This window comes from Pseudomonas sp. BMW13 (assembly GCF_013357275.1).
Classification (GTDB): domain Bacteria; phylum Pseudomonadota; class Gammaproteobacteria; order Pseudomonadales; family Pseudomonadaceae; genus Aquipseudomonas; species Aquipseudomonas khazarica.
The window spans coordinates 130921-155694 of record NZ_SUKD01000018.1 but is presented as its reverse complement, the minus strand read 5'-3'; the positions used below and the strand labels follow the sequence as shown (position 1 = coordinate 155694).

Below are 24774 nucleotides of genomic sequence, written 5' to 3'. Positions count from 1 at the left end.
CCGCGTGGACATACGTGTGGGCGTCGGCCAGTGCTCCGATTGCGTCAGGCCGGAGATGGCACTTTGCTTCTGTCCAGCTGCCTCGAAATCCGACGAAAGGCCCGTTCTAGAGGGTTCAATCCTACTTTCGTGGTAGAGGCGCGAGGCAGTGCGGCCACTAGACTGCTCGCCCTCCGTGCTATCCCCGCCTGTCGAGGTTCCCGATGTATGCAGATCGTGTGCGCCAGCCTTCGCTGCTGGACAAGGTGATGACTGCGGCCGAGGCGGCCGCCCTGATCGAGGACGGCATGACCGTCGGCATGAGCGGTTTCACCCGTGCCGGCGAGGCCAAGGCGGTGCCGCTGGCGCTGGCCGAGCGTGCGCGCCAGGCCCCGCTGAGCATCAGCCTGATGACCGGCGCCAGCCTCGGCAACGACCTCGACAAGCAGCTGACCGAAGCCGGCGTGCTGGCCCGGCGCATGCCGTTCCAGGTCGATGCCACGCTGCGCAAGGCGATCAACGACGGCCGCGTGATGTTCATCGATCAGCACCTCTCCGAGACCGTCGAACAGCTGCGCAACCACCAGCTGAAGAAGCCCGACATCGCGGTGATCGAAGCGGTGGCCATCACCGAGCAGGGGCACATCGTGCCGACCACCTCGGTGGGCAACTCGGCCAGCTTCGCCATCTTCGCCGAGCGGGTGATCGTCGAGATCAATCTGGCGCACAACCCGAACCTGCAGGGCCTGCACGACATCTACATCCCCACCTACCGGCCGACGCGCACGCCGATCCCGCTGACCCGCGTCGACGACCGTATCGGCAGCACGGCGATCCCGATCCCGGCGGAGAAGATCGTCGCCATCGTGGTCAACGACCAGCCCGACTCGCCGTCCACCGTGCTGCCACCGGACGTCGAGACGCAGGCCATCGCCGACCACCTGATCGCCTTCTTCCAGCGCGAGGTCGATGCCGGGCGCATGAGCAACAGCCTCGGCCCGCTGCAGGCCGGTATCGGCTCGATCGCCAATGCGGTGATGTGCGGGCTGATCCATTCGCCATTCGAGAACCTGAGCATGTACTCGGAGGTGCTGCAGGACTCCACCTTCGACCTGTTCGATGCCGGCAAGCTGGCCTTCGCCTCAGGCAGCTCAATCACCCTCTCGGCGCGCCGCAATGCCGATGTGTTCGGCAATCTCGAGCGCTACAAGGAGCGCCTGGTGCTGCGCCCGCAGGAAATCTCCAACCACCCCGAGGTGGTGCGCCGTCTGGGCATCATCGGCATCAACACGGCGCTGGAGTTCGACCTGTACGGCAACGTCAACTCCACCCACGTCGGCGGCACCAGAATGATGAACGGCATCGGTGGCAGCGGCGATTTCGCCCGCAACGCCCACCTGGCGATCTTCGTCACCAAGTCGATCGCCAAGGGTGGGGCGGTGTCCAGCGTGGTGCCGATGGTCAGCCACGTCGATCACAGCGAGCACGATGTCGACATCCTGGTCACCGAGCAGGGCCTGGCCGACCTGCGTGGCCTGGCGCCGCGCGAACGCGCCCGGGCGGTGATCGACAACTGCGTGCATCCGGACTTCCGGGGGCCGCTCGGCGACTACTTCGAGCGCGCCTGTGCCCGTGGCGGGCACACCCCGCACATCCTCCGCGAAGCGCTGCAGTGGCACATCAACCTGGAGGAAACCGGGCGCATGCTGGCCGGCTGAGACGGGGCGCGCGCGCCGCGTCGATGGCCTATGCTCTGGCGTGCCCAACCTCCGACTGGCTAGCCAGTCGCGGTACGATCCAGTAGGGTGTGTCCGCCATCTCTCGAGGAGGCCTGTACCATGCGCAAGTGGCAATGCATCGTCTGCGGTTTCATCTACGACGAGGCTCTGGGGCTGCCCGAGGAGGGCATTGCACCCGGTACGCCCTGGGAAGACGTGCCGGCCGACTGGGTCTGCCCGGACTGTGGCGTGGGCAAGGTCGACTTCGAGATGATCGAGATCGTCTGAGGGGGCGCTGACAAATTGCTGCGTCTTGCCTGACCTTTGTCAGCACCCTCCGAGTCTGGCCGCCGTTTCCAGCGGCTTCTCATTGATTCACGACGACGGCCGCCTGGCCGTCGTGTCGTTTTCGCAGCGAGGATTCATGCATGAGCGCACCCCTAGTGATCGTCGGTACCGGCCTGGCCGGCTACAACCTGGCCAAGGAGTGGCGCAAGCTCGACAGCGAGACGCCCCTGTTGCTGATCACCGCTGACGACGGGCGTTCCTACTCCAAGCCGATGCTGTCCACCGGCTTCGGCAAGAACAAGGACGCCGATGGCCTGGCCATGGCCGAGGTCGGCGCCATGGCCGAGCAGCTCAAGGCGGAAATCCGCACCCACACCCGCATCACCGGTATCGACCCGGGCCACAAGCGCCTGTGGATCGGCGAGGAGGCGGTGCCCTACCGTGACCTGGTGCTGGCCTGGGGCGCCGAGCCGATTCGCGTACCGGTGGAGGGCGATGCCCAGGACGCGATCTTCCCGATCAATGACCTCGAGGACTACGCCCGTTTCCGTGATGCCGTAGCCGGCAAGCGCCGGGTGCTGATTCTCGGGGCCGGCCTGATCGGCTGCGAATTCGCCAATGACCTCAGCGCGGGCGGCTACCAGGTGGAACTGCTCGCACCCTGCGAGCAGGTGATGCCCGGCCTGTTGCACCCGGCGGCGGCCGCTGCGGTACAAGCCGGCCTGGAGAGGTTGGGGGTGCGCTTCCACCTGGGCCCGGTGCTGGCCAGCCTGCACCACCAGGACGATGCGTTGCAGGCCGTGCTGGCCGATGGCACGCAGATCGAGTGCGATGCGGTGGTCTCCGCCGTCGGCCTGCGTCCGCGTATCGCGTTGGCCGCTGCTGCCGGTCTCGACGTCAATCGCGGGGTGATGGTCGACCGTCAGCTGCGGACCTCGCACGCCAACATCCACGCGCTGGGTGACTGCGCCGAGGTCGATGGCCTCAACCTGCTCTACGTCATGCCGCTGATGGCCTGTGCCCGTGCCCTGGCCAAGACCCTGGCCGGCGAGCCGACCGCCGTCAGCTATGGGCCGATGCCGGTGACGGTGAAGACGCCGGTGTGCCCGCTGGTCGTCTCGCCGCCGCCGCGCGACAGCCAGGGCGAGTGGACGGTCGAGGGTTCGGGGAGCGACATCAAGGCGCTCTGCCGCGATGCTTCCGGGGCGCTGCTGGGCTACGCGCTGACCGGTGCGGCGGTGCAGGAGAAACTGGCCCTGAACAAGGAACTGCCCGCGCTGCTGGCATGATTGCCTGCCGTTCTGTCGGATACGCCACGAAATTGCCTGACTAAACTGTCCTATGAGACTGGCGCAGTGCGATGCGGCATGCCATTCTCCCAAGGGTCTGCCGCAGCGCAGAGCTGTTGCGGCGCCTTGGGCGCTGTTCTGGAAGGACAGCACGGACACAACAACAAAAAACCGTCAAAGAGGCATCTATGCGTAAACCGGAACTCGCCGCCGCCATCGCCGAAAAGGCTGATCTGACCAAGGATCAGGCCAATCGTGTACTCAACGCCGTACTGGAAGAAATCACCGGCGCACTGAACCGCAAGGACAGTGTGACCCTGGTTGGCTTCGGTACTTTCGTCCAGCGTCATCGTGGCGCACGTACGGGCAAGAACCCGCAAACCGGCCAGCCGGTGAAGATCAAGGCCAGCAATACCGTCGCCTTCAAACCGGGCAAGTCCCTGAAAGACGCGGTCAACTGAGCCCATCGCCCGGAGCCGCTCGGCTCCGGGCTCCCCCTCCGCAGCCCGGCTGCGTCCTCGCCATTGCAGCCATGCTTTCGACAGGCTGTAGTCTTGCGAGAAAACCACTACAATGCGCGCCCATCATCTTCGATCACGAGGGCCTGTGCATGAAATTCCGTTTTCTTCTGTGGATGCTGGGCCGCCTGATGGCCAAGGCCAGTCGTGACAACCCGGCGTTCCGCCAGCAACTCGAAGGCCGCGACATGGTCTTCCAGCTGCACACGCTGGACGGCAAGGTCGCCCGTCACTTCATCGTCTCCGGCCAGCGCGTCAGCAGCAAGCGTGGCAGCACTGCCGAGCCGGCGTTCGCCATCGGCTTCAAGGACGCCGTCTACGGTTTCGAAACCATGACCGCGAAGAACAAGCAGCTGGCCTTCATGCAGGGTATCCAGAACAAGGACATCCAGATCCAGGGCAACCCGGCGCTGGTGATGTGGTTCCAGGGCCTGACCAAGTACCTGACGCCGAAGAAAAAGGCCGAGGCGCCGAAAAAGGCGGCCTGATCGGCAACCGGGCGGCTCGCGGCTGGCCGCCACGCCGCGCTTTGGTTAGGCTTGCCAGGCAAGTCATCGTGGAACGCCCGACCATGCGCCTTTTCCTGTTGCCCCTGCTGTTGCTGGCCGCGACCGCCGTGCGGGCCGAGCCAAGCTCAAGCAAGACCCTGCTGCCGCTGTTCGAGTTGGCCGGCATCCACCTGCTGTGCGAGCAGAGCCTGCCATTGCTGCAGCGCGGCCAGGGTGAGAGCGAACAGAAGCGCCTTGCCCAGCTGTTCGCGGGTGAGGCGTTCTGCCTGGACCTGGCCGAGCGGGTCGGGCAGCGACTCGACGAAGACCAGGCCGAACAGGCCCGTGCGCGTCTCGACGGCCCCCTCGCGCAGCGTTTCACCGCCGCCGAGCGGGCGGTCGGCGAACAGCCGGAAGTGCTCGGCGAATATCGCCAGCGCCTGCAGCAGCGGCCGCCGCGTGGCGCGCGGGTGGAGCTGATCAGGCGTCTGGATGCGGCGGCGCGCACCACCGAGCTGGCCAGCCTGCTGCGCTACGAAGTCGGCAAGACCCAGGCGTTGCTGGCGCTCAGGGCGCGTGGCGAGAATCTCGACGAGGCCGAGCTGCAGCGCCAGACGCAGACCCAGGCGGATGCGATTCGCCAGTCCAGCCAGCAGGCCGTGGAATCCTTCATGCTCTATGCCTACCGGCAGATGCCCAGTGACCAGCTGGCCGAATACGCCAGCCTGTACGAGCAGGCCAGCGTCAGCCAGTTGCTGGCCGTCAGTCTGGAGGTGGTGCCGCAGCTGTTCGCCGAGCGCCGCGAACAGCTGCGCAAGGGGGCTGCGCCCGCGCAGTGACCCCGCGCCCTCAGTGGCTGGGGTTGAACTGCGCTGCCAGCTCGCGCAGGGCGACTTCGGCGCTGAGTACCTTGCTCACCGCGTCTTCGGCCTTGTCGCGGGTCAGGCCGAGTGCCTCGAACAGTTCATCGGGAATTTCGCTCTGTGGCCCGGCACCGATGCCGCGGTTGCGCAGCAGGCTGACCGCCAGGCACACCAGGTTGGCGAAGGCGGCGCCGTCGCCGGCATAGTCGGGGTCGTGCTGGAAGCGCAGGGCGTTCGCCAGCTCTTCCGGCATGTCCCAGTGGCGCATCAGCCAGGCGCCGATCTGTTCGCGGGTGATCCCCAGCAGGTGCTGCTCGATATAGCTGTGCGGCAGGTGCGGGTTGACCTCCAGGTGGCGGCAGATCAGCGAGAAGTGCGGCGGGAAGACGTGCGCCAGCACCAGGTAGCCGAAGTTGTGCAGCAGCCCGGCCAGGTAGGTCAGGCCCGCCTCGGGGCGTTGCGCGCGCGGCATGGCGCGGGTCAGGCCCTCGATCACCGCTGCGGTGTAGATCGCCTGTTGCCAGTAGGGCGTGGCGTGTTGCGGCTGGTCCTTGGGCAGGCTGAGGGTCTTGCCCAGGGCCAGGCCCAGCGCCAGGTTGATCACCAGATCGAAGCCCAGCACGCGGACGATGGCGTCCTCCACCGAGCGGATCTTGCCGGGCGCGGCGTAGTAGGGCGAGGCCGCCCAGCTGACCACCTGGGCGGCCAGTGCCGGGTCGGTCTCGACCACGCCGGTGATGTCGTCCACCGTGGCGTTGGGGTCGACACGCAGCTTGATGATCTTCTGCGCGGTTTCCGGCAGTGGCGGAATCTCGATGGTCTCTTCCAGGCGCTGCTGGATGCGCCGTGCGGTGAAGGCCTGCACGGCCTGGGTGATTTCCGCGCGGTCGTCGTGCGGACGGTCGAGGTTGGGTTTGATCGCGCTCACCGGCTCGCCAAAGCGTGCCGCGCTGGCCTTGCTCAGCAGGCTCTTGTAGGCCTCGGTGGGGATCTCCAGCAGCACGCCGGGCTGGCCGGACTCGATCAGCAGGCTGGGCGCCTGCAGCAGGCGCTCCTCGTACAGGCAGGGCGAGCTGGTCAGCGGCGGCAGGCCCGGCAGCGCCGCGAGGTTGTGCTTGCCGAGCATGCGCTCCAGGCGTTCCGGCTTGACCGCGGTCAGCTGGCGCCCGGTGAGTTCGGCCAGGCGACCGAGGTCGAGCAGCTGGCTGCGCGGATAGAGCACCAGCAGGGCGCCCACGGCGTCGTCCAGCAGCACCGCCTGCAGGCGTGCGGCGGCGGGCAGGCCGGGCCTCTCGGCGCGTACCTGGTAGGGCACGGCGAGTTTTTCCAGCAGCTGCAGGATGACGCTGGGCGGCTGCGGCGTGGCGTTGGGGGCGAGGGCGGCTTCAGTCATATCGGTATCCGGCAGTGACGCGTCTACCCCGGAGTATAACCAGCGGGGACTTGCGCAAAGGTTCGTGGCGACGGTTGTCCTGTGAACGGGCTCACACTTGACCGTATTGCTGGCCGTGACGCAACCAGCGTTCCAACAATGGAGCCACATGTTGCGGCCAATGTTCCAAAAGAGCGTGTGCGGCGTCGCGAACGGCGGGCAACAGGTCGGCGTCGCGCATCAGATCGGCGACCTTGAACTGCAGCAGGCCGGTCTGCCGCGTACCGAGCATTTCGCCGGGGCCGCGCAGCTCCAGGTCCTTCTCGGCGATGACGAAACCGTCGGTGGTTTCGCGCATGATGGCCAGGCGTTCACGACCCAGCTGTGACAAGGGTGCATGATAGAGCAGCACGCAATGGCTGGCTGCACTGCCCCGGCCGACCCGGCCGCGCAGCTGGTGCAGTTGCGCCAGGCCGAGGCGTTCCGGATTTTCGATGATCATCAGGCTGGCGTTGGGCACGTCGACGCCTACCTCGATCACCGTGGTGGCGACCAGCAGCTGCAGCTTGCCCTGCTTGAACTCGTCCATCACGGCGGCTTTCTCGGCCGGCTTCATGCGCCCGTGAATCAGGCCCACGCGCAGTTCGCCGAGGGCGGCGGAAAGCTCTTCGAAACTGGTCTCGGCTGCCTGGCAGGTGAGTTCTTCGGATTCCTCGATCAGGGTGCACACCCAGTAGGCCTGGCGCCCCTGCTGGCAGGCATTGCGCACCCGCTCGATCACCTCGATGCGGCGGCTGTCGGCGATCACCAGGGTGTTCACCGGCGTGCGTCCGGGCGGCAGCTCGTCGAGGATCGAGGTGTCCAGGTCGGCGTAGGCGCTCATCGCCAGGGTCCGTGGGATGGGGGTGGCCGTCATGATCAGCTGGTGCGGGCTCAGGCGCCCGTCGATGCCCTTCTGGCGCAGGGCCAGGCGCTGCTGGACGCCGAAACGGTGCTGTTCATCGATGATCACCAGGGCCAGGCGCTTGAACTTCACCTCGTCCTGGAACAGCGCATGGGTGCCCACCACCATGGGGCAGCCGGCGGCGATCTGCTCCAGCGCGCTGGCGCGCGCCTTGCCCTTGAGCTTGCCGGCCAGCCAGGCGACCTCCAGCCCGAGTGGCGCCAGCCACTTGCTGAAGTTGAGGAAGTGCTGCTCGGCGAGAATCTCCGTGGGGGCCATCAGTGCCACCTGGTAGCCGGCCTCCAGCGCCTGCAGCGCAGCCAGGGCGGCGACCACCGTCTTGCCGGCACCAACGTCGCCCTGCACCAGGCGCAGCATGGGTTCGCCTTGTGCCAGGTCGTAGGCGATCTCGGCGCCGACCCGTTGCTGTGCGCCGGTCGGGGCGAAGCCCAGGTTCTGCAGGTACTGCGCCGGCAGTTTCTGTGCCGGCGGCAGGGCTGGCGCCTGCTGGGCGCGCACCTGTTCACGCAGGCGTTGCAGCGACAGCTGGTGGGTCAGCAGTTCCTCGAAGGCCAGGCGGTGCTGGGCCCAGTGGCGGCCTTCGGCGAGCTCTTCGACATCGGCGTCGGGCGGCGGGCGGTGCAAATAGCGGATGGCTTCGTCCAGTGGCGCCAGGCGGTAGTCGCGGGCCAGCTCATCGGGCAGCCAGTCCGGCAGGCTGCGTGGCCCGAGGCGTGCCAGCGCCTGCTGGCTGAGCTGGCGCAGGCGCTGCTGGGTCAGGCCCTCGGTGGTCGGGTAGATAGGGGTCAGGCTCTGTTCCACCGGCGCCGGTTCGTCGCCGCTCTGCACGCGGTACTCCGGGTGGTAGATCTCCAGGCCGGTGGCCCCTGGACGCACCTCACCGTAGCAGCGCAGCGCGGTACCACGCTTGAGGCCTTCCTTCTGCGCCTGGCTGAAATGGAAGAAGCGCAGGCTCAGGGTGCCGCTGCCGTCCTGCAGGCGCACCAGCAGGCTGCGGCGCCGCCCCATGACCACGTCGGCACCGGCGACGATGCCCTCGACCACCGCGTCCTGGCCGGGGCGCAGCGCGCCGATGGGGGTGATGCGTGTGCGGTCCTGGTAGCGCAGAGGCAGGTGGAACAGCACGTCCTGCAGGTTTTCCAGGCCGACCTTGGCGAGTTTTTCCGCCAGCGCGGCACCCACGCCTTTCAGCGCGGTCACGGAAACCGCTGACAGCTCCGTCACTCTGGACCTCAGGCGCTCTTGGTCTGCGGGCTGCGAGCGACCGAGCACAGGCGAATGGAGTCGGCCAGGACTTCGATGGCGTTGGGCCGCGGGAAGCTGGCGCGCCAGGCGATGGCCACGGTGCGGAAGGGCACCGGCGCGCTGAGCGGGCGCACCTCGATCACGCCGGGGGCGTAGTGGTGGCTGTCGACCGCCGAGAACGGCAGGATCGACACACCCAGGCCGGAGGCGACCATGTGGCGGATGGTCTCCAGCGAGCTGGATTCCACCGTGGTGTGCTTGCCGTGATCGTCGCCACCCTTGCGCAGCGTCGGGCAGGCTTCCAGTACCTGGTCGCGAAAGCAGTGGCCCTCGCCGAGCAGCAGCAGGCTCTTGTCATTGAGCAGCTTGGTGTCGATGGTTTCCATCTCAGCCCAGGGGTGGCCGGCCGGGAGCAGCGCGTAGAACGGCTCGTCGTACAGCGGCTTGGTCAGTACATCGGCCTCCTGGAAGGGCAGGGCGATGATGATCGCGTCCAGCTCCCCGGTGCGCAGCTTGTCGCGCAGGATATGGGTGAAGTTTTCCTCGATGTACAGCGGCATGTCCGGGGCGACCCGGTGCAGCTGCGGGATCAGGTGCGGGAACAGGTAGGGGCCGACGGTGTAGATGGCGCCGATCTTCAACGGCGCCGCCAGCTGGTTCTTGCCGGCCTGGGCCAGCTCGCGGATGCCTTGCGCCTGCTCCAGTACCTTCTGCGCCTGGGTCACGATGCCCTCACCGACCGGCGTCAGGCGCACGGCGCTCTTGCTGCGCTCGAAGATCAGCACGCCGAGCTCGTCCTCCAGCTTCTTCACGCCCACCGACAGGGTCGGCTGGCTGACATGGCAGCGCTCGGCGGCACGCCCGAAGTGCTGTTCCTGAGCGAGGGTGACGATGTAACGCAGTTCGGTGAGGGTCATAGTGTTTATCCATTAAGTTGCCGCTAAGCATAGCCTTTGCATTGCGATGAACCAACCGGGCTGACCGACTGTTTGAGAACAATATGTGTTGCCGTGGCAGGCGCGTGCGCGAGTCCGATCAACAGGCCGGCTGCCGGCGCGAGCCTGCCTTCCAGCTGTTGCGGCCGGGCGCTGACGTCCTCGCCGAGGTGTCTGAGCGGCCTGTTACACTGCGTGTTCGCCTAAACGTCATGGAGAAGAGCATGTCCGCACCTAACAGTCTGCTGATCGTCGGTTGTGGCGATGTCGGTAGCCGCCTTGGGCAGCGCATGGCCGACGCTGGCTGGCGCGTACTGGGGCTGCGCCGCAACGTCGCGGCCCTGCCGGCCGGCATCGAGCCGGTGGCCGGTGATCTGCACGCGGACCCGTGCCCGGCGGACTGGCCACGGCAGCCCCTGGACTACCTGGTCTACTGCGCCGCTGCCACCCAGCATGACGAGGCCGGCTATCGCGCTGCCTACGTCGACGGGCTGCGTCGCACCCTGGGCTGGCTGGCGCTGCATGGGCAGCGCCCACGGCGCATCCTGTTCGCCTCCAGCAGTGGCGTCTATGGCCAGCAGGACGGCGAGTGGATCGACGAGGACTCCCCGGCCGAGGCGCAGAGCTATTCGGCGCTGATCATGCGCGAAGCTGAGCGCGTCGCCCTCGACAGCGGCCTGCCGGCGACCGCCGTGCGCCTGACCGGTCTCTACGGGCCGGGGCGGCAGTGGCTGCTGAGCCAGGTGCGTGATGGCTATCGCGTCAGCGAGACGCCGCCGCTGTATGGCAACCGTATCCATGTCGACGATGCCGCCGGGCTGCTCGCGACCTTGTTGCAGGCGGACGCCGCCGGCACGCCGCTGGCCGATCTCTATCTGGGTGTCGACGATGAGCCCGCCGCGCTGCACGAGGTGGTGGCCTGGCTGCGTGAGCGCCTGGGTGTCAGCCACTGGAGCGACGAGCAGCGTGTCCGGCGTGCCGGCAGCAAGCGTTGCAGCAACGCCCGCGCCCGGGCCCTGGGCTGGGCGCCGCAATACCCCAGTTACCGCGAGGGCTACGCGGCGATGTTGCAGGACGCCTGAGGTTGGCCGGTAACCGCTTGCTGGCCAGGCCCTGGTTGCCGGGTGTGGAGCTGTTCCACGCCGACTTTTCCGGGCAGGCGTTCGGTCGCCACAGCCACGACGCCTTCGCCGTCGGCGCCATCGTGCAGGGCGTCGGCGGGTATCAGTGCCGGGGGCAGCGCTATGCCCTGCCGGCCGGCACCCTGTCGCTGATGAACCCCGAGGAGCCGCACACCGGGCATGCCGAGTCGGCGCGGGTGGTCTATCGCATGCTCTATGTCGAAGAGGCGCGCCTGCCCGCGCTGCTCGGGCGCAAGCGCCTGCCCGAGGGGTTTCGCGAGCTCAACCCGGCCGATGATGGCCAGGTGGCGGCCGGGCTCGCGCGGCTGGCGAGTGCCTTCGAGCACAGCGACGCGCTGACCCTGGAAAGCGAGTTGCTGGCGCTGCTCGAGCAGGTGTTCGTCCGCCATGGCGGCCTGCGCGCGGTGCGTGCCGCGCCACGCGACGGTGGCATGACGGCCTGGGTGCGAGACTATCTGGAGGCGCATCACGCACAGGCGGTCAGCCTGGATGAACTGGCCCGTCTGGTGCAGCGCCATCCCCGGCACCTGATCGAGGCCTTTCGTCGTGCCTACGGCGTACCGCCGCACACCTACCTGCTGCAGCGCCGGGTGCGTGAAGCCAAGCGCCTGCTGTTGAGCGAGCAGACGCCCGTGGAGGTGGCGCTGGGCCTCGGCTTCTGCGATCAGGCGCATTTCTCCGCGACCTTCAAGCGCTTTACCGGCGTCACGCCGGGCCAGTTCCGGCGTCTTGCCGCGACCTGAGTTTTCTTCAAGACCGCAGCGCCGGGCTCCCCGGAAACTGACCTCCATTGCCAAGGAGGTCGTCTCTCATGCTCGCGCTGTTCGCCCTGGTCGCCAGTACCCACTTTGCCGCCTTGCTGTCGCCGGGGCCGGACTTCTTCCTGCTGATTCGCACCGCGCTGAGCCAGGGGCGCCGCCAGGCGGACGGGTGCGCCGCCGGCATCGCCCTGGCCAACCTGCTGAGCATGTTGCTGGTGCTGCTGGCCCTGCAGGCACTGCCCGGGCAGGGTGGGCCGTTCTGGAGGGTGCTGCAGCTGGTCGGTGGGGCCTACTTCGCCTGGATCGGCGTGCAGGCACTGCTGTCACGACGCGACCTGCACCTGCCGGACGCTGCGCAGGTGGCGCTGGGCAGTTGGACGCGGGGGCTGCGCCAGGGGCTGCTGGCCAGCAGCCTGAATCCCAAGCTGCCGCTGTTCTACGCGGGGCTGTTCGGTGTCCTGCGCGAAGCCGCCATGCCGAGCTGGGGCCTGCTCCTGGCCATGTTGTGGATGACCCTGGTGGTCTGGGGCTGGGACCTGGCCCTGGTACGCCTGTTGGCCTATCCGCGCTGGCGCAGCTGGCTGCAACAGCGGGTGCGCTGGCTGGACCGCGGGTGCGGGGCGCTGCTGTCGCTGCTGGGGGTGTCGCTGGTGCTGGGCGGGCTGCTCGACTAACCCGCCGCCCGGTTCATGGTTGCCGGCGCTTGAGCAGCCAGCGCTGCGGGCCTGGCTGGTACTCGGGCATTTCGTCGAACTGGGCACGGTTCTGTGCTTCGAAGATACGCAACTGGTTGCCTTCATGGACGAACAGCCAGGGGCTGCCCTGGTCGCCCGACTGGAGCCAGAGGCTGTCGTTCTCACCGCTCATGGCCGCGCAATCACCGGCCAGGCACAGGGCGAAACGCTCGGCGCCTGGCAGTCCTTCGACCTGGCCGTCGACCTGGAAGCGCACCAGGCCACCCTGGCCGATGCCTTCCTCGATCAGCCAGTCGCCACCCAAGTAGTCACGGTACAGGGCCTGCTCGAAGCGGCTGCCCAGTGGTGCCGGGCCTTCCTTGCTGTCGACGCGGGTGAACTGCTGTTCAGGCCAGTACTCGCTGGCCACCTGCACCAGTTGGCCATCCTCGACGCTGAGCCGCTCCTGGTAGTCGCCGTAGAAGGTGACCTGCCAGTGGCCTTCGCCGGCGGCCTGCAGCCTGCCTTCTGCCAGCTCGAAACCGTTGCTGTAGCTGGCTTGTCGCTGCGCCGGGTCGATCTGCCATTCCAGGTTCGGGCCATAGGCGAGCAGGGCTTCGCGCAGGCGCCCGCTGGCGCTGGCGGCATCGATGGCTGCCTGGTTGATCCAGGTGCCGCTGGGGTCGTTGTTCGGTGTGCTGGCGCAGCCGGCCAGCAGGGCGCTGGCTAACAACAGAGCTGTCAGACGCATGGTGATCTCCATGCAGGGGGGAGAAGGGCGGGGCCGTGCGCCCCGCCTCGGGACTTATTCCAGAACCAGAATAGCGTCCATTTCCACCTGCGAGCCACGCGGCAGGGCGGCAACGCCGATGGCGGCGCGTGCCGGGTAGGGCTGCTCGAAGTAGCGACCCATGATCTCGTTGACCTTGGCGAAGTGCGAGAGGTCGGTGAGGAAGATGTTCAGCTTGACGATGTCCTTGAACGAACCACCGGCGGCTTCAGCCACGGCCTTGAGGTTCTCGAACACCTGCACGGTCTGGGCCTCGAAGCCTTCGACCAGTTCCATGCTCACCGGGTCCAGCGGGATCTGCCCGGACATGTAGACGGTGTTGCCGGCCTTGATGGCCTGGGAGTAGGTGCCGATGGCGGCGGGGGCCTTGTCGCTGCTGATGACGGTCTTGCTCATGAATCGCTCCTTGTGAGAACTGGCTGGGTCGAGCACCCAGCCTACAGGCTGGAAATGGGTGGATTGTGTCAGGCGCGCACCCGAGTGATACGCATCACGCCCTTGAGCGCACGCAACTTCTTGATCACCCGGGCCAGGTGCACGCGGTCATGCACGCTGATCACCAGTTGCACGACGCTGATGCGCCCGTCGCGCTCGTCCATGCCGATCTTCTCGATGTTGCCATCGGCGGCATTGACGCTGCTGGCCAGCAGGGCGATCAGGCCACGCTGGTGCTCCAGTTCGACGCGCAGTTCGACATTGAATTCGCCGGTGACATCCTTGGCCCAGTTGAGCTGGATGCATTTTTCCGGGTTGTGGCGGATGTCGGCGATGTTCCGGCAGCTTTCCATGTGCACCACCATGCCCTTGCCGGCGGACAGGTAGCCGACGATGGGGTCGCCCGGAATCGGCGTGCAGCACTTGGCGTAGCTCATCACCAGGCCTTCGGTGCCGCGAATCGCCAGCGGCCCTTCGCTGCTGGGCAGGGCGTCGTCGCTGCTCTCGGCGAGCAGGCGGCGGGCGACCACGTAGGCCATGCGGTTGCCCAGGCCGATGTCTTCGAGCAGGTCCTCGATGACCTCCTGGCGGTATTCGCCCAGCACGGTCTGGATGCGCTCGGCGCTGATCTTCTCCAGGTGCGTGTCGAAGCTGGCCAGCACCTTGTTCAGCAGGCGTTCGCCGAGGCTGATGGACTCGGAGCGGCGCTGCTGCTTGAGCGCATGGCGGATGTGCGTGCGCGCCTTGCCGGTGACCACGAAATTGAGCCAGGCCGGGTTCGGCCGGGCGCCCGGGGCGGTGACGATTTCCACCGTCGAGCCGCTTTCCAGGGCTTGCGACAGCGGCGCCAGGCGGCGGTTGATGCGGCAGGCGATGCAGGTATTGCCGACGTCGGTGTGCACCGCGTAGGCGAAGTCGACCGCCGTGGAGCCTTTCGGCAGCTCCATGATGCGGCCCTTGGGCGTGAACACGTAGACCTCGTCCGGGAACAGGTCGATCTTCACGCTCTCGATGAACTCCAGCGAGTTGCCGGCGCGTTGCTGCAATTCCAGCACGCCCTTGACCCACTGCCGCGCACGGGCGTGGTTGCCCTTGGGCGCTTCGTCCTCGCTGGACTTGTACAGCCAGTGTGCGGCGATGCCGTTGTTGGCCATCTCTTCCATCTCGCGGGTGCGGATCTGGATCTCGATGGGCACGCCGTGCATACCGAACAGCGTGGTGTGCAGCGACTGGTAGCCGTTGGCCTTGGGAATCGCGATGTAGTCCTTGAAGCGGCCGGGCAGCGGCTTGTACAGGTTGTGCACGGCGCCGAGCACGCGGTAGCAGGTGTCGACCTTGTCGACGATGATGCGGAAGGCATAGACGTCCATGATCTCGTTGAACGCCTTACGCTTGCCGCGCATCTTCTGGTAGATGCTGTAGAGGTGCTTCTCGCGGCCGATGACTTCGCCTTCCATGCCCTCGTGCTGCAGGCAGAGCTGGATCGACTCCTCGATCTTGGCGACGATTTCCTTGCGGTTGCCCCGGGCGCGGCGCACGGCGGCGCGGATGCGCTCGGAGCGCATCGGGTGCATGGCCTTGAAACCGAGGTCCTCGAACTCCACGCGCATGGCGTGCATGCCCAGGCGGTTGGCGATGGGCGCGTAGATTTCCAGGGTTTCCTTGGCGATGCGCCGGCTCTTCTCGTGCGGCATGGCATCGAGGGTGCGCATGTTGTGCAGGCGGTCGGCGAGCTTGACCAGGATCACGCGAATGTCGCGGGCCATGGCCATGGCCATCTTCTGGAAGTTCTCGGCCTGGGCCTCGGCCTTGGTCTCGAAGTTCATCTGGGTCAGCTTGCTGACCCCGTCGACCAGTTCGGCCACGGTTTCGCCGAACTGCGCGTTGAGCGCTTCCTTGGCGATGCCGGTGTCTTCGATGACGTCGTGTAGCATGGCGGCCATCAGGCTCTGATGGTCCATGTGCATGTCGGCGAGGATGCTGGCCACGGCCAGCGGATGGGTCACGTAGGCTTCGCCACTGCGGCGGCGTTGGCCATCGTGCGCCTGTTCGGCGTAGAAATAGGCTCGGCGGACCAGGTTGACCTGGTCATGGCCGAGGTAGGTCGAAAGCCGATCGGCGAGAGCGTCTATGCCAGCCATGGGACGCTCCCCGGATGACTGGCCTCGTGCTGCGAGCGACTTCGACCCGGCATCATCGACTTACAGAGGCTCGTTGGCCTCTTCCTCGAAGGCAGCGAACAGCGGCTCTTCTTCAACGATGTCTTCCTGGGCGACGATCTCGGCATCGACCAGGCCGGCAGCGATTTCGCGCAGGGCGACGACGGTCGGCTTGTCGTTTTCCCAAGCGACCTTCGGCTCCTTGCCGCCGGTGGCCAGTTGGCGCGAACGCTTGGTCGCGAGCATGACCAGTTCGAAGCGGTTATCAACGTTGTCCAGGCAATCTTCGACGGTAACGCGAGCCATGGTGTTCCTCGTAACGTGTGCGGATAAGCTTGGCCCGAGCGGGCGAGCGGACTGAATATTGTAAAGCAGCTTCAAGCTTCAAGCTAGAAGAAGGCGTCAATCCGGTCTTGCTTTTACTTGCGGCTTGTGGCTTGACGCCGGTGGCTGCCGTTATGCCAGCAGTTCGCTGAGCAGGCCGGCATGGCGTTGTTGCTGCTGCGATTGCGCCAGCTGGTTGCAACGGAAGATCGCCTTGAGGTCGCTCAGGGCATGGTTGAAATCGTCGTTGATCACCAGATAGTCGTACTCGACGTAGTGGCTCATCTCGCTGACGGCCTCGCGCATGCGCCGCTCGATGGTCTCGCCGCTGTCCTGGCCGCGGTTGGTCAGGCGATGGCGCAAGGCTTCCTGGGTCGGCGGCAGGATGAAGATGGACTTGGCCTGCGGCATCAGCTTGCGCACCTGCTGGGCGCCCTGCCAGTCGATTTCCAGAATCAGGTCGAAGCCCTCGGCCAGGGTCTGCTCGACCCACTTCTGCGAGGTGCCGTAGAAGTTGTCGAAGACCTGGGCGTGTTCGAGAAACTCGCTGCGCTCGATCATGGCAGTGAACTGGGCATGCTCGACGAAGTGATAGTTCACCCCGTCCTGCTCGCCTGGGCGCATGGCGCGGGTGGTGTGCGAAACCGAGACGCGAATCTGCACCTCGCTGTCGATCAGGGCCTTGACCAGGCTGGTCTTGCCGGCGCCGGAGGGTGCGGAAACGATGTAGAGGGTGCCGGTGGTGGCCATGAAAGCGATCCTGGGAAAAGCGTTGAACGAAAGATAGCAGCCGTGTGGCTGACGTTACTCGATATTCTGCACCTGCTCGCGCATCTGCTCGATGAGCACCTTCAGGTTCACTGCAGCCTGCGTGCTACGCGGGTCGAAGGCCTTGGAGCCGAGAGTGTTGGCTTCGCGGTTGAGTTCCTGCATGAGGAAGTCCAGGCGGCGCCCGGCAGCGCCGCCGGCCTTGAGTACGCGGCGCACTTCGCTGACGTGGGTGCTGAGGCGGTCGAGTTCTTCGGCGACGTCGCTCTTCTGCGCCAGCAGCACCAGCTCCTGCTCCAGACGCTGCGGGTCGAGCTCGGCCTGCATCTCGGCGAAGCGCGTCTCGATCTTGGTGCGCTGGCCGGCGAGCATCTGCGGGACCAGTTCGCGCAGGGCGGCGACCTCGTCGAGAATGGCGTCGAGGCGATCAGCCAGCAGCTTGGCCAGTTCGGCGCCCTCGCGGGCACGGCCGGCCTTGAGTTCGCCGAGGGCTTCGGCGAACAGGCTGAGGGCGGCGGCGTTGAGGGCCTGCGGGTCGGCCGAGTCGGCGACCAGCACGCCGGGCCAGGCCAGCACTTCCAGCGGGTTGAGCGGGGCGGGCTGCTGGATCAGCGCTGCGACCTGCTCCGCGGCGGCGATCAGCTGGCGTGCGCGCTCGCTGTCGACCTGCAGCTGCTTGTCGGTCGCCTCTTCGGCGAAGCGCAGGGTGCATTCCACCTTGCCGCGCGACAGCCCCTGGCGCAGCGCCTCGCGCACGGCGCTTTCGAGGTCGCGGAAGGCTTCCGGCAGGCGCAGGTGCGGCTCCAGGTAGCGATGATTGACCGAGCGCAGTTCCCAGCTCAGGGTGCCGTGGGCAGTCGCCTGCTCGTTGCGGGCAAAGGCCGTCATGCTGTGAACCATGGGAGTACCTCGCGGGATTCGGCTCGAAAAACGCAGGATTGTAGCCCAGGGGGCGTGCCCATTTCATGCCCGGCTGATCCGCCGGGGCGCGCCTGCCGTCTGCCGCTGCCAATTCGGCATGTCGTCCTGCTCTGCGGCCCCCTATAATGCGTGCTGTTTTCACTTAATGAAGTAGGTATCGCTCGATGAAACGTCCCAGTGGCCGCGCCGCCGATCAGTTGCGCTCGATTCGCATCACCCGCAACTACACCAAGCACGCCGAAGGCTCGGTGCTGGTCGAGTTCGGCGATACCAAGGTGATCTGCACCGTCAGCGTCGAGTCGGGCGTGCCGCGTTTCCTGAAAGGTCAGGGCCAGGGCTGGCTGACCGCCGAGTACGGCATGCTGCCGCGCGCCACCGGCGACCGTAACCAGCGCGAGGCCAGCCGTGGCAAGCAGGGCGGCCGTACCCTGGAGATCCAGCGCCTGATCGGCCGCTCGCTGCGCGCCGCGCTGGACATGAGCAAGCTGGGTGAGAACACCCTGTACGTCGATTGCGACGTGATCCAGGCCGACGGTGGTACCCGTACCGCCTCGATCACTGGTTCCATGGTGGCGCTGATCGATGCGCTGAAGGTGCTGAAGAAGCGTGGCTCGCTGAAGGGCGAGCCGCTCAAGCAGATGATCGCCGCGGTGTCGGTCGGCATCTACCAGGGCGAGCCGGTGCTGGACCTGGACTACCTGGAAGACTCGGCCGCCGAGACCGACCTCAACGTGGTGATGACCGACGCGGGCGGCTTCATCGAAGTGCAGGGCACCGCCGAAGGCGCGCCTTTCCAGCCGGACGAGTTCAATGCCATGCTGGCCCTGGCGCAGAAGGGCATGAACGAAATCTTCGAGCTGCAGAAAGCCGCGCTGGCCGACTGATCTTCCCGAGCAAGGAGCACCCAGATGAACGATGAACTGCAGAATCCGCTTCCGACCCCCAGTCAGGAGGCCCGTCAGTGGGCGATGTTCTGTCACTTCGCCGCATTTCTCGGGCTGGTGTTCCCCTTCGGCAATCTGCTCGGCCCGCTGATCCTCTGGCAGGTGAAGAAGGACCTGGACCCGTTCGTCGATGAGCAGGGCAAGGAGGCGCTGAACTTCCAGATCAGCGTCGCCCTGGCCGCCGTGGTGTGCTTCATCCTGATGGTGGTGGTGATCGGCTTCCCGCTGCTCATGCTGCTGGGGCTGGCGGCCCTGGTGCTGACCATCATCGCCGGGATCAAGGCCAACGAGGGGCAGTCCTACCGCTATCCCTTCAGCTGGCGCCTGGTGAAGTAGGCGAGCACGCAATAAAAAGCCGGCGAAATGCCGGCTTTTTCATGCCTTGCGCTCAGACGCTGAGAATCCAGTCGTAGTCGACGATCAGCGGCGCATGCTGGGAGAAGCGCGGCTGGCGCGGCAGGCGCGCGCTGCGCACGCTGCGACGCATGCCCGGGGTCAGCAGCTGGTAGTCGAAGCGATAGCCCAAGTTGAGCATCTCCGCCTGTTCGTTGTCCGGCCACCAGCTGAACTGGTCGCCTTCGCGGCTGACTTCACGCAGGGCATCGACGTAGCCCATGGTGCCGATCACCTCGTCCATCCAGGCGCGCTCGGGCGCAAGGAAACCGGGAGTCTGCTGGCAGTCGCGCCAGTTCTTCACGTCCAGCTTCTGGTGAGCGACATGCAGCGAACCGCAGTAGATGTACTCGCGGCGCTTGCGGCGTTGCTTGTCCAGATAATGGGTGAAGTCGTCCATGAACTTGAATTTCTGATTCAAGCTCTCGTCCCCGTCCCGACCCGAAGGCAGGAGCAGGGTGGCAATACTTACCTTGTCGAAATCGGCCTGCAGGTAGCGCCCGTAGCGATCGGCCATTTCAAAGCCGAGGCCGCTGATCACCGCCTTGGGTTGCAACCGCGAATAAAGCGCCACGCCACCTTGGCTGGGCACTTCACCGTCGCATGCATAGAGGAAATAACCATCCAGTTGGAAGGCTTGGTCGTCCAGTTCAAAGGCGGAGGCACGGGTGTCTTGCAGGCAGATCACGTCGGCATTCTGGGCTTGCAGCCAGCTGAGCAATCCACGCTCGGCCGCAGCCTGAATACCATTCACGTTCACACTGATGATCCGCATAAATGGCCCCCAAAAACACGTGCGTGTATGATACCCGAGCTCACCTCATTTAGCTAAATCCGTGCCGTCCGGGACTTTTCATGCAAACGTACCAGCGTGATTTCATTCGCTTTGCCATCGAACGCGGTGTTCTGCGTTTCGGCCAGTTCACTCTCAAATCCGGGCGCACCAGTCCTTATTTCTTCAATGCCGGCCTGTTCGACAGCGGCCTGGCCCTGGCCCAGCTCGGGCGCTTCTATGCGGCGGCCATCGTCGACAGCGGCATCGATTTCGACGTGCTGTTCGGCCCGGCCTACAAGGGTATTCCGCTGGCAGCGACCACGGCGGTCGCGCTGGCCGAGCATCATGGCCGTGATCTGCCCTGGTGCTTCAACCGCAAGGAAGCCAAGGATCATGGCGAGGGTGGCACGCTGGTCGGTGCGCCGCTGGAAGGGCGGGTGCTGATCGTCGACGACGTGATCACCGCCGGCACCGCCATCCGTGAAGTGATGCAGATCATCCAGGGCCAGGGCGCCCAGGCGGCCGGTACGCTGATCGCGCTGAACCGCCAGGAGCGTGGCCAGGGCGAGCTTTCTGCGATCCAGGAGGTCGAACGCGACTTCGCCATGCCGGTAGTGAGCATCGTGTCACTACAACAGGTACTGGAATATCTGGCAGGGGATGCTGAACTGAAGCAATATCTCCCGGCTGTCGAAGCCTATCGCGCCGAGTACGGAATCTAGCCCTAGCACAAGGTCGTTCTATGTCTGCACCGCTCCTGACCCGCTGTACGCTGCTGTTGAGCTTGCTACTGCCGCTGTCCGGAGTGGCTGCCGAGCTTTACCGCTACGTCGACGACAAGGGTGTCACGGTGCTCAGCCGTCAGGGCGTGCCGCCCGAGTTCATCGGCAAGGGCTACGAGGTGCTGAACGACCAGGGACGTGTGGTGCGGGTGATTCCGCCGGCGCCGACGGCCGAAGAGTTCGCCCGCATGCAGGCCGAGAAGGTGCGCGCCAGCAATGACGCGAAGCTGCTGCGCCTCTATACCAACCTCAACGACGTCGACCGTGCCCGCGAGCGCAAGCTGGCGGAGCTCGACAGTGTCACCAACGTGGCGCGCGGCAATCTGCAGTCGGTGCGCACGCAGCAGGCCAACCTGCAGAGCCAGGCCGCCGAGCATGAGCGTGCAGGCCGGCAGGTGCCGGAAAACCTGCTGGCGCAGATCAATAACCTCAAGGAAGAGCAGCAGCGGCTGCAGCGCGACATTGCCCGCTACAAGGAGGCGCGTGGCCGCGCCGAAGCCGGTTTCGCCGCGGATCGTGCACGCCTGGCCGAGCTGTTCGGCGAGCCGCAGAGCAAGCCGTAGGCGCTGAGCTTTCCCGTGCCCCCGTGGGGGTATCGGAACCTGTGGCGATGCCGCTTCAGGGCTGCCAGGGCGTGCTGCCTGCCTGACCCTCCCCGACCTATGGACACCCTCTCCCGCAGGCAGGAGAGGGGCATCAGCCAGCCGCGAGCGCGGCTGGCTTTCAGGGGCGCTTGCGGTTGCTGATCATGGTGCCGTTGCCGATATCGGTGAAGATCTCCAGCAACACGGCATTCGGTACGCGGCCATCGATGATGTGCGAGCTGGTCACGCCACCCTGCACCGCCTCCAGGGCGCACTTGATCTTCGGCAGCATGCCGCCGTAGATGGTGCCGTCGGCAATCAGTTCGTTGACCTGCTCGGTGGTCAGGCCGGTGAGCACGTCGCCCTGCTTGTTCATCAGGCCGGCGATGTTGGTCAGCAGCATCAGTTTCTCGGCTTTCAGCGCCTCGGCCACCTTGCCGGCCACCAGATCGGCATTGATGTTGTAGGACTCGCCGTCCGGGCCGACGCCGATGGGCGCGATGACCGGGATGAAGTCACCCTTGACCAGCATGTTCAGCAGGTCGGTGTTGACCCCGGTGACCTCGCCGACATGGCCGATATCGATGATCTCCGGCTGGGTCATCTCCGGGGTCTGGCGGCTGACCTTGAGCTTGCGCGCGCGGATCAGGCAGGCGTCCTTGCCGGTCAGGCCGATGGCGCTGCCGCCATGCTGGTTGATCAGGTTGACGATGCTCTTGTTGACCTGGCCGCCCAGGACCATTTCCACCACGTCCATGGTCGCGGTGTCGGTGACGCGCATGCCGTCGATGAAGTGGCTCTCGATGGACAGGCGCTTGAGCAGGTCGCCGATCTGCGGGCCGCCGCCGTGCACGACCACCGGGTTGATGCCGACGGCCTTCATCAGCACGATGTCCCGGGCGAACCCCTGCTTGAGCTCCTCGCTTTCCATGGCGTTGCCGCCGTACTTGATCACCAGGGTCTTGCCGACGAAGCGGCGGATATAGGGCAGGGCTTCGGACAGTACCTTGGCAACCTGGGCGGCGGCGTCACGCTCGAGGGTCATGCGGGGGCTCCTGGAACTAATCGATCAAAAGGGCAGTTGCAGGTCGGGGGCGACCTTGTGCAGCTGGTTGCGGAACACATCCTGAATCCGCTCCAGCTCTTCCTGGGTGTCGGCCTCGAAGCGCAGCACCAGCACCGGCGTGGTGTTGGAGGCGCGGATCAGGCCCCAGCCCTTGGGATAGTCGACGCGCACACCATCGATGCTGGTGAGATTGGCCTCGCCCCACTGGCCTTCACGCTGCAGGCGCTCGATCAGCAGGAACTTGCTCTGCTCGGTCACCTGGATGTTGATTTCCGGCGTGGAGATGTCGCTCGGGAAGGCGCTGAACACCAGCTCGGCTTCGCGCTTGTCGAGACTGAGGATTTCCAGCAGGCGCGCGGCGCTGTAGATGCCGTCGTCGAAACCGAACCAGCGCTCCTTGAAGAAGATGTGGCCGCTCATCTCGCCGGCCAGCAGGGCGCCGGTTTCCTTCATCTTCTTCTTGATCAGCGAGTGGCCGGTTTTCCACATCACCGGACGACCGCCATAGCCGCTGATCAGCGGGGTCAGGCGACGGGTGCACTTGACGTCGAAGATGATGTCGGCGCCCGGGTTGCGCGATACCACGTCCTTGGCGAACAGCATCAGCAGGCGGTCGGGATAGACGATGTTGCCGGTATTGGTGACCACGCCAACGCGGTCGCCATCGCCATCGAAGGCCAGGCCGAGATCGGCGTTTTCCGCTTTCACGCGGGCGATCAGGTCCTTGAGGTTCTCCGGCTTGCCCGGGTCCGGGTGGTGGTTGGGGAAGGTGCCGTCCACTTCGCAGTACAGCGGGATCACGCTGCAGCCGAGGGCTTCGATCAGTTGCGGGGCGATCACACCGGCCGCGCCGTTGCCGCAGTCGACCACCACGCGCAGCGGCTTGGCCAGGGCGATGTCGTCACGGATGGTCTTGAAGTAGCGCTGCAGCACGTCGACCTGCTGCACGGTGCCCACGCCGCTGGCCAGGTCGTTGTCGTCCAGGCGGGTCTTCAGCGCCTGGATCTGCTCGTTGGCCAGGGTGTCGCCAGCGATGATGATCTTGAAGCCGTTGTAGTCCGGCGGGTTGTGGCTGCCGGTGAGCATCACGGCGGAACGCCCTTCCAGCACGTTGGCGGCGAAATACACCACCGGGGTCGGCACCATGCCGATATCGGTCACTTCGCAACCGCAGTCGAGCAGGCCCTGTACCAGCTGTTGCAGCAGTTCCGGGCCGGAGAGGCGGCCGTCACGGCCGACGATGACCTTGGGTTCGCCCTGGGCCAGGCTCTGCGAACCGATGGCACGACCGATCCAGTAGGCGTACTCGGCGGTCAGGGTGTCACCCACCACGCCACGGATGTCGTAGGCGCGGAAGATGTCGGCGGGGAGTTTCGGGGCGCTTTGGCTAGTCGTCATTGCGGGGTTCTGCTCCAGTCCCAGGAGATCCTGGTCTTCGTCGAGAATGTCGATATCGAGGATATCGGTGTCCTGGAACAGCGGGTCGACCAACTCGGCGGGCTTGGCAGCGGGCGGAGCGGCGGGAGCCGCAGCTGTTCCTTTAGCGGGTGTGGTACTGCCTTCAGGGCTGCTGCGACGCGGCAGCCGGGCCAGGCTCTGAGCCAGGGCATCGAGTGCTGGCACGCTGAGGCTGAAGGCTTTGACGTTTTTGCCGGCGGAGAGTTCTTTGAGCATTTGCCCGAGTTGTCTGGCGTCGCCGTTGACCTGGCGTTGCAGGCCGCCGCGCACCAGGATCAGGCCGATGACCGCGCCGCCGAGGGCGAGCAGGGCGGCCAGGGCCAGCATCAGCGGAGGAATGCTGCCCTGCACCAGGCCGGGGCCGGGGGTGAAGGTGACTTTCCAGTAGGGATTGCCGGTGGCGAAGGTCTGGGCGTTGCCGGTGCCCGGCTGGCCACGCTGCAGCAGCACCTGGGCCGGGGTGTTGGCGAACTGCTGCACCAGCTGCAGCTGGCCATACTCGGCCGGCAGCGGCGGCAGTGCCGCGAGCAGACGTTGCAGATCGAACGCCAGCAGCAGGGTGCCCTGGGCTGGCTGGGTTTCGCTCATGCGCAAGGTTGCCGCGCTGTAGGCCAGCCAGCGCTGGCCGACCCGGTAGGCTTCGATGGCGGGTTGCTGGCCGCTCTCGGCGCGGCGCAGCATGTCCAGCCCGGCGAAGTTCATGGGGGCTGCGCGGCTGGTGTTCTGCACGGCTTCGCCACGACGATTCAGATGGGCATCGATGACGCCATCCCAGTAGCCCAGGCGCCGTTCGGCCTCGCTGACCTGCAGGCTGTCGCCACTCTGCAGGGCTTGCAGCAGTTCGGGGTTGCGCGCAGCGGACAGGCTGTCGGCCTGCATCTGCTTGAGCGCCTGCTGCACCGCCGCGGCCTGGCTGCTGCCGATGGCCTGGGTCAGCTCGGCCTGGCGGGCCTGGTCACCGCTGCTCTGGACGAACCAGAGCAGCGCGCCGCCGGCGCCCACGCCGATCAGCGTGGCCAGCAAGCCGGGCAGCAATGGGCCCAGGGCCGGCGCAGGCGCCTTGCTCCTGGTCTTCTCCGGCACGATGGCGGCGGAGGTGTCGGCTTCCTTGGCGTTGCGCTTGAAGAGTTTCACGTGGG

25 protein-coding genes are annotated in these 24774 nt (G+C 66.1%); 13 read left to right on the top strand and 12 right to left on the bottom strand.

The genetic code is table 11. The features are described from left to right. Nucleotides 1–203: 203 nt before the first annotated feature. The 6 genes from E4487_RS14755 to E4487_RS14730 all read left to right on the top strand — a co-directional run bounded on the left by E4487_RS14755 (nucleotide 204) and on the right by E4487_RS14730 (nucleotide 5119). Nucleotides 204–1697, top strand: coding sequence for an acetyl-CoA hydrolase/transferase family protein (locus E4487_RS14755; protein ID WP_047587232.1), 1494 nt, complete (start codon nucleotides 204–206; stop codon nucleotides 1695–1697). Between the two features lie 120 nt (nucleotides 1698–1817). Continuing rightward, on the top strand, nucleotides 1818–1985 hold the full coding sequence (locus E4487_RS14750) for a rubredoxin (RefSeq protein WP_037051106.1): 168 nt from the start codon (nucleotides 1818–1820) through the stop codon (nucleotides 1983–1985). A gap of 140 nt (nucleotides 1986–2125) precedes the next feature. Then, entirely contained in the window at nucleotides 2126–3274 is a 1149-nt protein-coding gene (locus E4487_RS14745) for an FAD-dependent oxidoreductase (RefSeq protein WP_175253733.1), read from the top strand. 188 nt (nucleotides 3275–3462) lie between these two features. Next, complete coding sequence (locus E4487_RS14740; RefSeq protein WP_003242571.1) at nucleotides 3463–3735, top strand: HU family DNA-binding protein; 273 nt, start codon at nucleotides 3463–3465, stop codon at nucleotides 3733–3735. 149 nt (nucleotides 3736–3884) lie between these two features. After that, complete coding sequence (locus E4487_RS14735) at nucleotides 3885–4280, top strand: helicase (RefSeq protein WP_134677625.1); 396 nt, start codon at nucleotides 3885–3887, stop codon at nucleotides 4278–4280. A gap of 83 nt (nucleotides 4281–4363) precedes the next feature. After that, nucleotides 4364–5119, top strand: coding sequence for a hypothetical protein (locus E4487_RS14730; RefSeq protein ID WP_175253732.1), 756 nt, complete (start codon nucleotides 4364–4366; stop codon nucleotides 5117–5119). A 10-nt stretch (nucleotides 5120–5129) separates the two neighbouring features. Here E4487_RS14730 and E4487_RS14725 read toward each other — a convergent pair whose 3' ends face one another. From E4487_RS14725 to E4487_RS14715, 3 genes are all read right to left on the bottom strand, one after another. Continuing rightward, nucleotides 5130–6536 (bottom strand): aminoacyl-tRNA deacylase and HDOD domain-containing protein, encoded by a 1407-nt coding sequence (locus tag E4487_RS14725; protein ID WP_037051115.1) that lies wholly within the window; start codon nucleotides 6534–6536, stop codon nucleotides 5130–5132. 91 nt (nucleotides 6537–6627) lie between these two features. Beyond that, on the bottom strand, nucleotides 6628–8703 hold the full coding sequence (recG, locus tag E4487_RS14720) for an ATP-dependent DNA helicase RecG (RefSeq protein ID WP_373921532.1): 2076 nt from the start codon (nucleotides 8701–8703) through the stop codon (nucleotides 6628–6630). 8 nt (nucleotides 8704–8711) lie between these two features. After that, nucleotides 8712–9641, bottom strand: coding sequence for a hydrogen peroxide-inducible genes activator (locus tag E4487_RS14715; RefSeq protein ID WP_037051126.1), 930 nt, complete (start codon nucleotides 9639–9641; stop codon nucleotides 8712–8714). Nucleotides 9642–9883: 242 nt separating this feature from the next. On the opposite strand from E4487_RS14715, the gene E4487_RS14710 reads away from it, so the two are divergent. The 3 genes from E4487_RS14710 (at nucleotide 9884) to E4487_RS14700 (ending at nucleotide 12236) form a co-directional block, all read left to right on the top strand. Further along, the gene (locus E4487_RS14710) at nucleotides 9884–10741 is read left to right on the top strand and encodes an NAD-dependent epimerase/dehydratase family protein (RefSeq protein ID WP_175253731.1); all 858 of its coding nucleotides are present in this window, start codon (nucleotides 9884–9886) and stop codon (nucleotides 10739–10741) included. A 2-nt stretch (nucleotides 10742–10743) separates the two neighbouring features. Continuing rightward, on the top strand, nucleotides 10744–11544 hold the full coding sequence (locus E4487_RS14705) for an AraC family transcriptional regulator (protein ID WP_134677627.1): 801 nt from the start codon (nucleotides 10744–10746) through the stop codon (nucleotides 11542–11544). 68 nt (nucleotides 11545–11612) lie between these two features. Then, nucleotides 11613–12236, top strand: a complete 624-nt coding sequence (locus tag E4487_RS14700) for a LysE family translocator (RefSeq protein ID WP_175253730.1) — start codon at nucleotides 11613–11615, stop codon at nucleotides 12234–12236. A 13-nt stretch (nucleotides 12237–12249) separates the two neighbouring features. Here the strand turns inward: E4487_RS14700 and E4487_RS14695 are convergent, their stop codons facing one another. From E4487_RS14695 to E4487_RS14670, 6 genes are all read right to left on the bottom strand, one after another. Beyond that, complete coding sequence (locus tag E4487_RS14695; protein ID WP_175253729.1) at nucleotides 12250–12987, bottom strand: hypothetical protein; 738 nt, start codon at nucleotides 12985–12987, stop codon at nucleotides 12250–12252. A gap of 54 nt (nucleotides 12988–13041) precedes the next feature. After that, nucleotides 13042–13422 carry a RidA family protein gene (locus E4487_RS14690; protein WP_037051135.1) on the bottom strand — a complete coding sequence of 127 codons (381 nt, stop codon included), beginning with the start codon at nucleotides 13420–13422 and terminating at the stop codon, nucleotides 13042–13044. A gap of 68 nt (nucleotides 13423–13490) precedes the next feature. After that, entirely contained in the window at nucleotides 13491–15602 is a 2112-nt protein-coding gene (gene spoT, locus E4487_RS14685) for a bifunctional GTP diphosphokinase/guanosine-3',5'-bis pyrophosphate 3'-pyrophosphohydrolase (protein ID WP_037051137.1), read from the bottom strand. Between the two features lie 60 nt (nucleotides 15603–15662). Then, nucleotides 15663–15926, bottom strand: a complete 264-nt coding sequence (gene rpoZ / locus E4487_RS14680; protein ID WP_037051139.1) for a DNA-directed RNA polymerase subunit omega — start codon at nucleotides 15924–15926, stop codon at nucleotides 15663–15665. Nucleotides 15927–16076: 150 nt separating this feature from the next. Then, on the bottom strand, nucleotides 16077–16694 hold the full coding sequence (gene gmk, locus E4487_RS14675) for a guanylate kinase (RefSeq protein ID WP_037051141.1): 618 nt from the start codon (nucleotides 16692–16694) through the stop codon (nucleotides 16077–16079). 54 nt (nucleotides 16695–16748) lie between these two features. Continuing rightward, complete coding sequence (locus E4487_RS14670) at nucleotides 16749–17612, bottom strand: YicC/YloC family endoribonuclease (RefSeq protein ID WP_175253728.1); 864 nt, start codon at nucleotides 17610–17612, stop codon at nucleotides 16749–16751. A 185-nt stretch (nucleotides 17613–17797) separates the two neighbouring features. On the opposite strand from E4487_RS14670, the gene rph reads away from it, so the two are divergent. Continuing rightward, nucleotides 17798–18517: a ribonuclease PH gene (gene rph / locus E4487_RS14665; RefSeq protein ID WP_037051147.1), complete on the top strand. Its 720-nt coding sequence runs from the start codon at nucleotides 17798–17800 to the stop codon at nucleotides 18515–18517. 24 nt (nucleotides 18518–18541) lie between these two features. Beyond that, the gene (locus E4487_RS14660; RefSeq protein ID WP_037051149.1) at nucleotides 18542–18913 is read left to right on the top strand and encodes a DUF4870 domain-containing protein; all 372 of its coding nucleotides are present in this window, start codon (nucleotides 18542–18544) and stop codon (nucleotides 18911–18913) included. Between the two features lie 52 nt (nucleotides 18914–18965). Here E4487_RS14660 and E4487_RS14655 read toward each other — a convergent pair whose 3' ends face one another. Beyond that, on the bottom strand, nucleotides 18966–19745 hold the full coding sequence (locus E4487_RS14655) for an exodeoxyribonuclease III (RefSeq protein WP_037051151.1): 780 nt from the start codon (nucleotides 19743–19745) through the stop codon (nucleotides 18966–18968). Nucleotides 19746–19825: 80 nt separating this feature from the next. On the opposite strand from E4487_RS14655, the gene pyrE reads away from it, so the two are divergent. Both pyrE and E4487_RS14645 read left to right on the top strand, forming a co-directional pair. Beyond that, a complete protein-coding gene (gene pyrE / locus E4487_RS14650) occupies nucleotides 19826–20467 on the top strand; it encodes an orotate phosphoribosyltransferase (protein WP_037051153.1) in 642 nt (213 codons plus the stop codon). A gap of 20 nt (nucleotides 20468–20487) precedes the next feature. Further along, entirely contained in the window at nucleotides 20488–21090 is a 603-nt protein-coding gene (locus tag E4487_RS14645; RefSeq protein ID WP_037051155.1) for a DUF4124 domain-containing protein, read from the top strand. Between the two features lie 160 nt (nucleotides 21091–21250). Here E4487_RS14645 and argB read toward each other — a convergent pair whose 3' ends face one another. Together argB and E4487_RS24900 are read right to left on the bottom strand one after the other, a co-directional pair. Further along, entirely contained in the window at nucleotides 21251–22156 is a 906-nt protein-coding gene (argB, locus tag E4487_RS14640) for an acetylglutamate kinase (RefSeq protein WP_037051158.1), read from the bottom strand. 24 nt (nucleotides 22157–22180) lie between these two features. Beyond that, the gene (locus tag E4487_RS24900) at nucleotides 22181–24769 is read right to left on the bottom strand and encodes a phosphomannomutase/phosphoglucomutase (protein WP_175253727.1); all 2589 of its coding nucleotides are present in this window, start codon (nucleotides 24767–24769) and stop codon (nucleotides 22181–22183) included. Between the last annotated feature and the right edge of the window lie 5 nt (nucleotides 24770–24774).

Bases quoted from the DNA above. Each gene is read 5' to 3' on its own strand.
- E4487_RS14755 (WP_047587232.1), top strand. From the start codon at position 204: ATGTATGCAGATCGTGTGCGCCAGCCTTCGCTGCTGGACAAGGTGATG.
- E4487_RS14750 (WP_037051106.1), top strand. From the start codon at position 1,818: ATGCGCAAGTGGCAATGCATCGTCTGCGGTTTCATCTACGACGAGGCT.
- E4487_RS14745 (WP_175253733.1), top strand. From the start codon at position 2,126: ATGAGCGCACCCCTAGTGATCGTCGGTACCGGCCTGGCCGGCTACAAC.
- E4487_RS14740 (WP_003242571.1), top strand. From the start codon at position 3,463: ATGCGTAAACCGGAACTCGCCGCCGCCATCGCCGAAAAGGCTGATCTG.
- E4487_RS14735 (WP_134677625.1), top strand. From the start codon at position 3,885: ATGAAATTCCGTTTTCTTCTGTGGATGCTGGGCCGCCTGATGGCCAAG.
- E4487_RS14730 (WP_175253732.1), top strand. From the start codon at position 4,364: ATGCGCCTTTTCCTGTTGCCCCTGCTGTTGCTGGCCGCGACCGCCGTG.
- E4487_RS14725 (WP_037051115.1), bottom strand. From the start codon at position 6,536: ATGACTGAAGCCGCCCTCGCCCCCAACGCCACGCCGCAGCCGCCCAGC.
- E4487_RS14715 (WP_037051126.1), bottom strand. From the start codon at position 9,641: ATGACCCTCACCGAACTGCGTTACATCGTCACCCTCGCTCAGGAACAG.
- E4487_RS14710 (WP_175253731.1), top strand. From the start codon at position 9,884: ATGTCCGCACCTAACAGTCTGCTGATCGTCGGTTGTGGCGATGTCGGT.
- E4487_RS14700 (WP_175253730.1), top strand. From the start codon at position 11,613: ATGCTCGCGCTGTTCGCCCTGGTCGCCAGTACCCACTTTGCCGCCTTG.
- E4487_RS14695 (WP_175253729.1), bottom strand. From the start codon at position 12,987: ATGCGTCTGACAGCTCTGTTGTTAGCCAGCGCCCTGCTGGCCGGCTGC.
- E4487_RS14690 (WP_037051135.1), bottom strand. From the start codon at position 13,422: ATGAGCAAGACCGTCATCAGCAGCGACAAGGCCCCCGCCGCCATCGGC.
- spoT (WP_037051137.1), bottom strand. From the start codon at position 15,602: ATGGCTGGCATAGACGCTCTCGCCGATCGGCTTTCGACCTACCTCGGC.
- rpoZ (WP_037051139.1), bottom strand. From the start codon at position 15,926: ATGGCTCGCGTTACCGTCGAAGATTGCCTGGACAACGTTGATAACCGC.
- gmk (WP_037051141.1), bottom strand. From the start codon at position 16,694: ATGGCCACCACCGGCACCCTCTACATCGTTTCCGCACCCTCCGGCGCC.
- E4487_RS14670 (WP_175253728.1), bottom strand. From the start codon at position 17,612: ATGGTTCACAGCATGACGGCCTTTGCCCGCAACGAGCAGGCGACTGCC.
- rph (WP_037051147.1), top strand. From the start codon at position 17,798: ATGAAACGTCCCAGTGGCCGCGCCGCCGATCAGTTGCGCTCGATTCGC.
- E4487_RS14660 (WP_037051149.1), top strand. From the start codon at position 18,542: ATGAACGATGAACTGCAGAATCCGCTTCCGACCCCCAGTCAGGAGGCC.
- E4487_RS14655 (WP_037051151.1), bottom strand. From the start codon at position 19,745: ATGCGGATCATCAGTGTGAACGTGAATGGTATTCAGGCTGCGGCCGAG.
- pyrE (WP_037051153.1), top strand. From the start codon at position 19,826: ATGCAAACGTACCAGCGTGATTTCATTCGCTTTGCCATCGAACGCGGT.
- E4487_RS14645 (WP_037051155.1), top strand. From the start codon at position 20,488: ATGTCTGCACCGCTCCTGACCCGCTGTACGCTGCTGTTGAGCTTGCTA.
- argB (WP_037051158.1), bottom strand. From the start codon at position 22,156: ATGACCCTCGAGCGTGACGCCGCCGCCCAGGTTGCCAAGGTACTGTCC.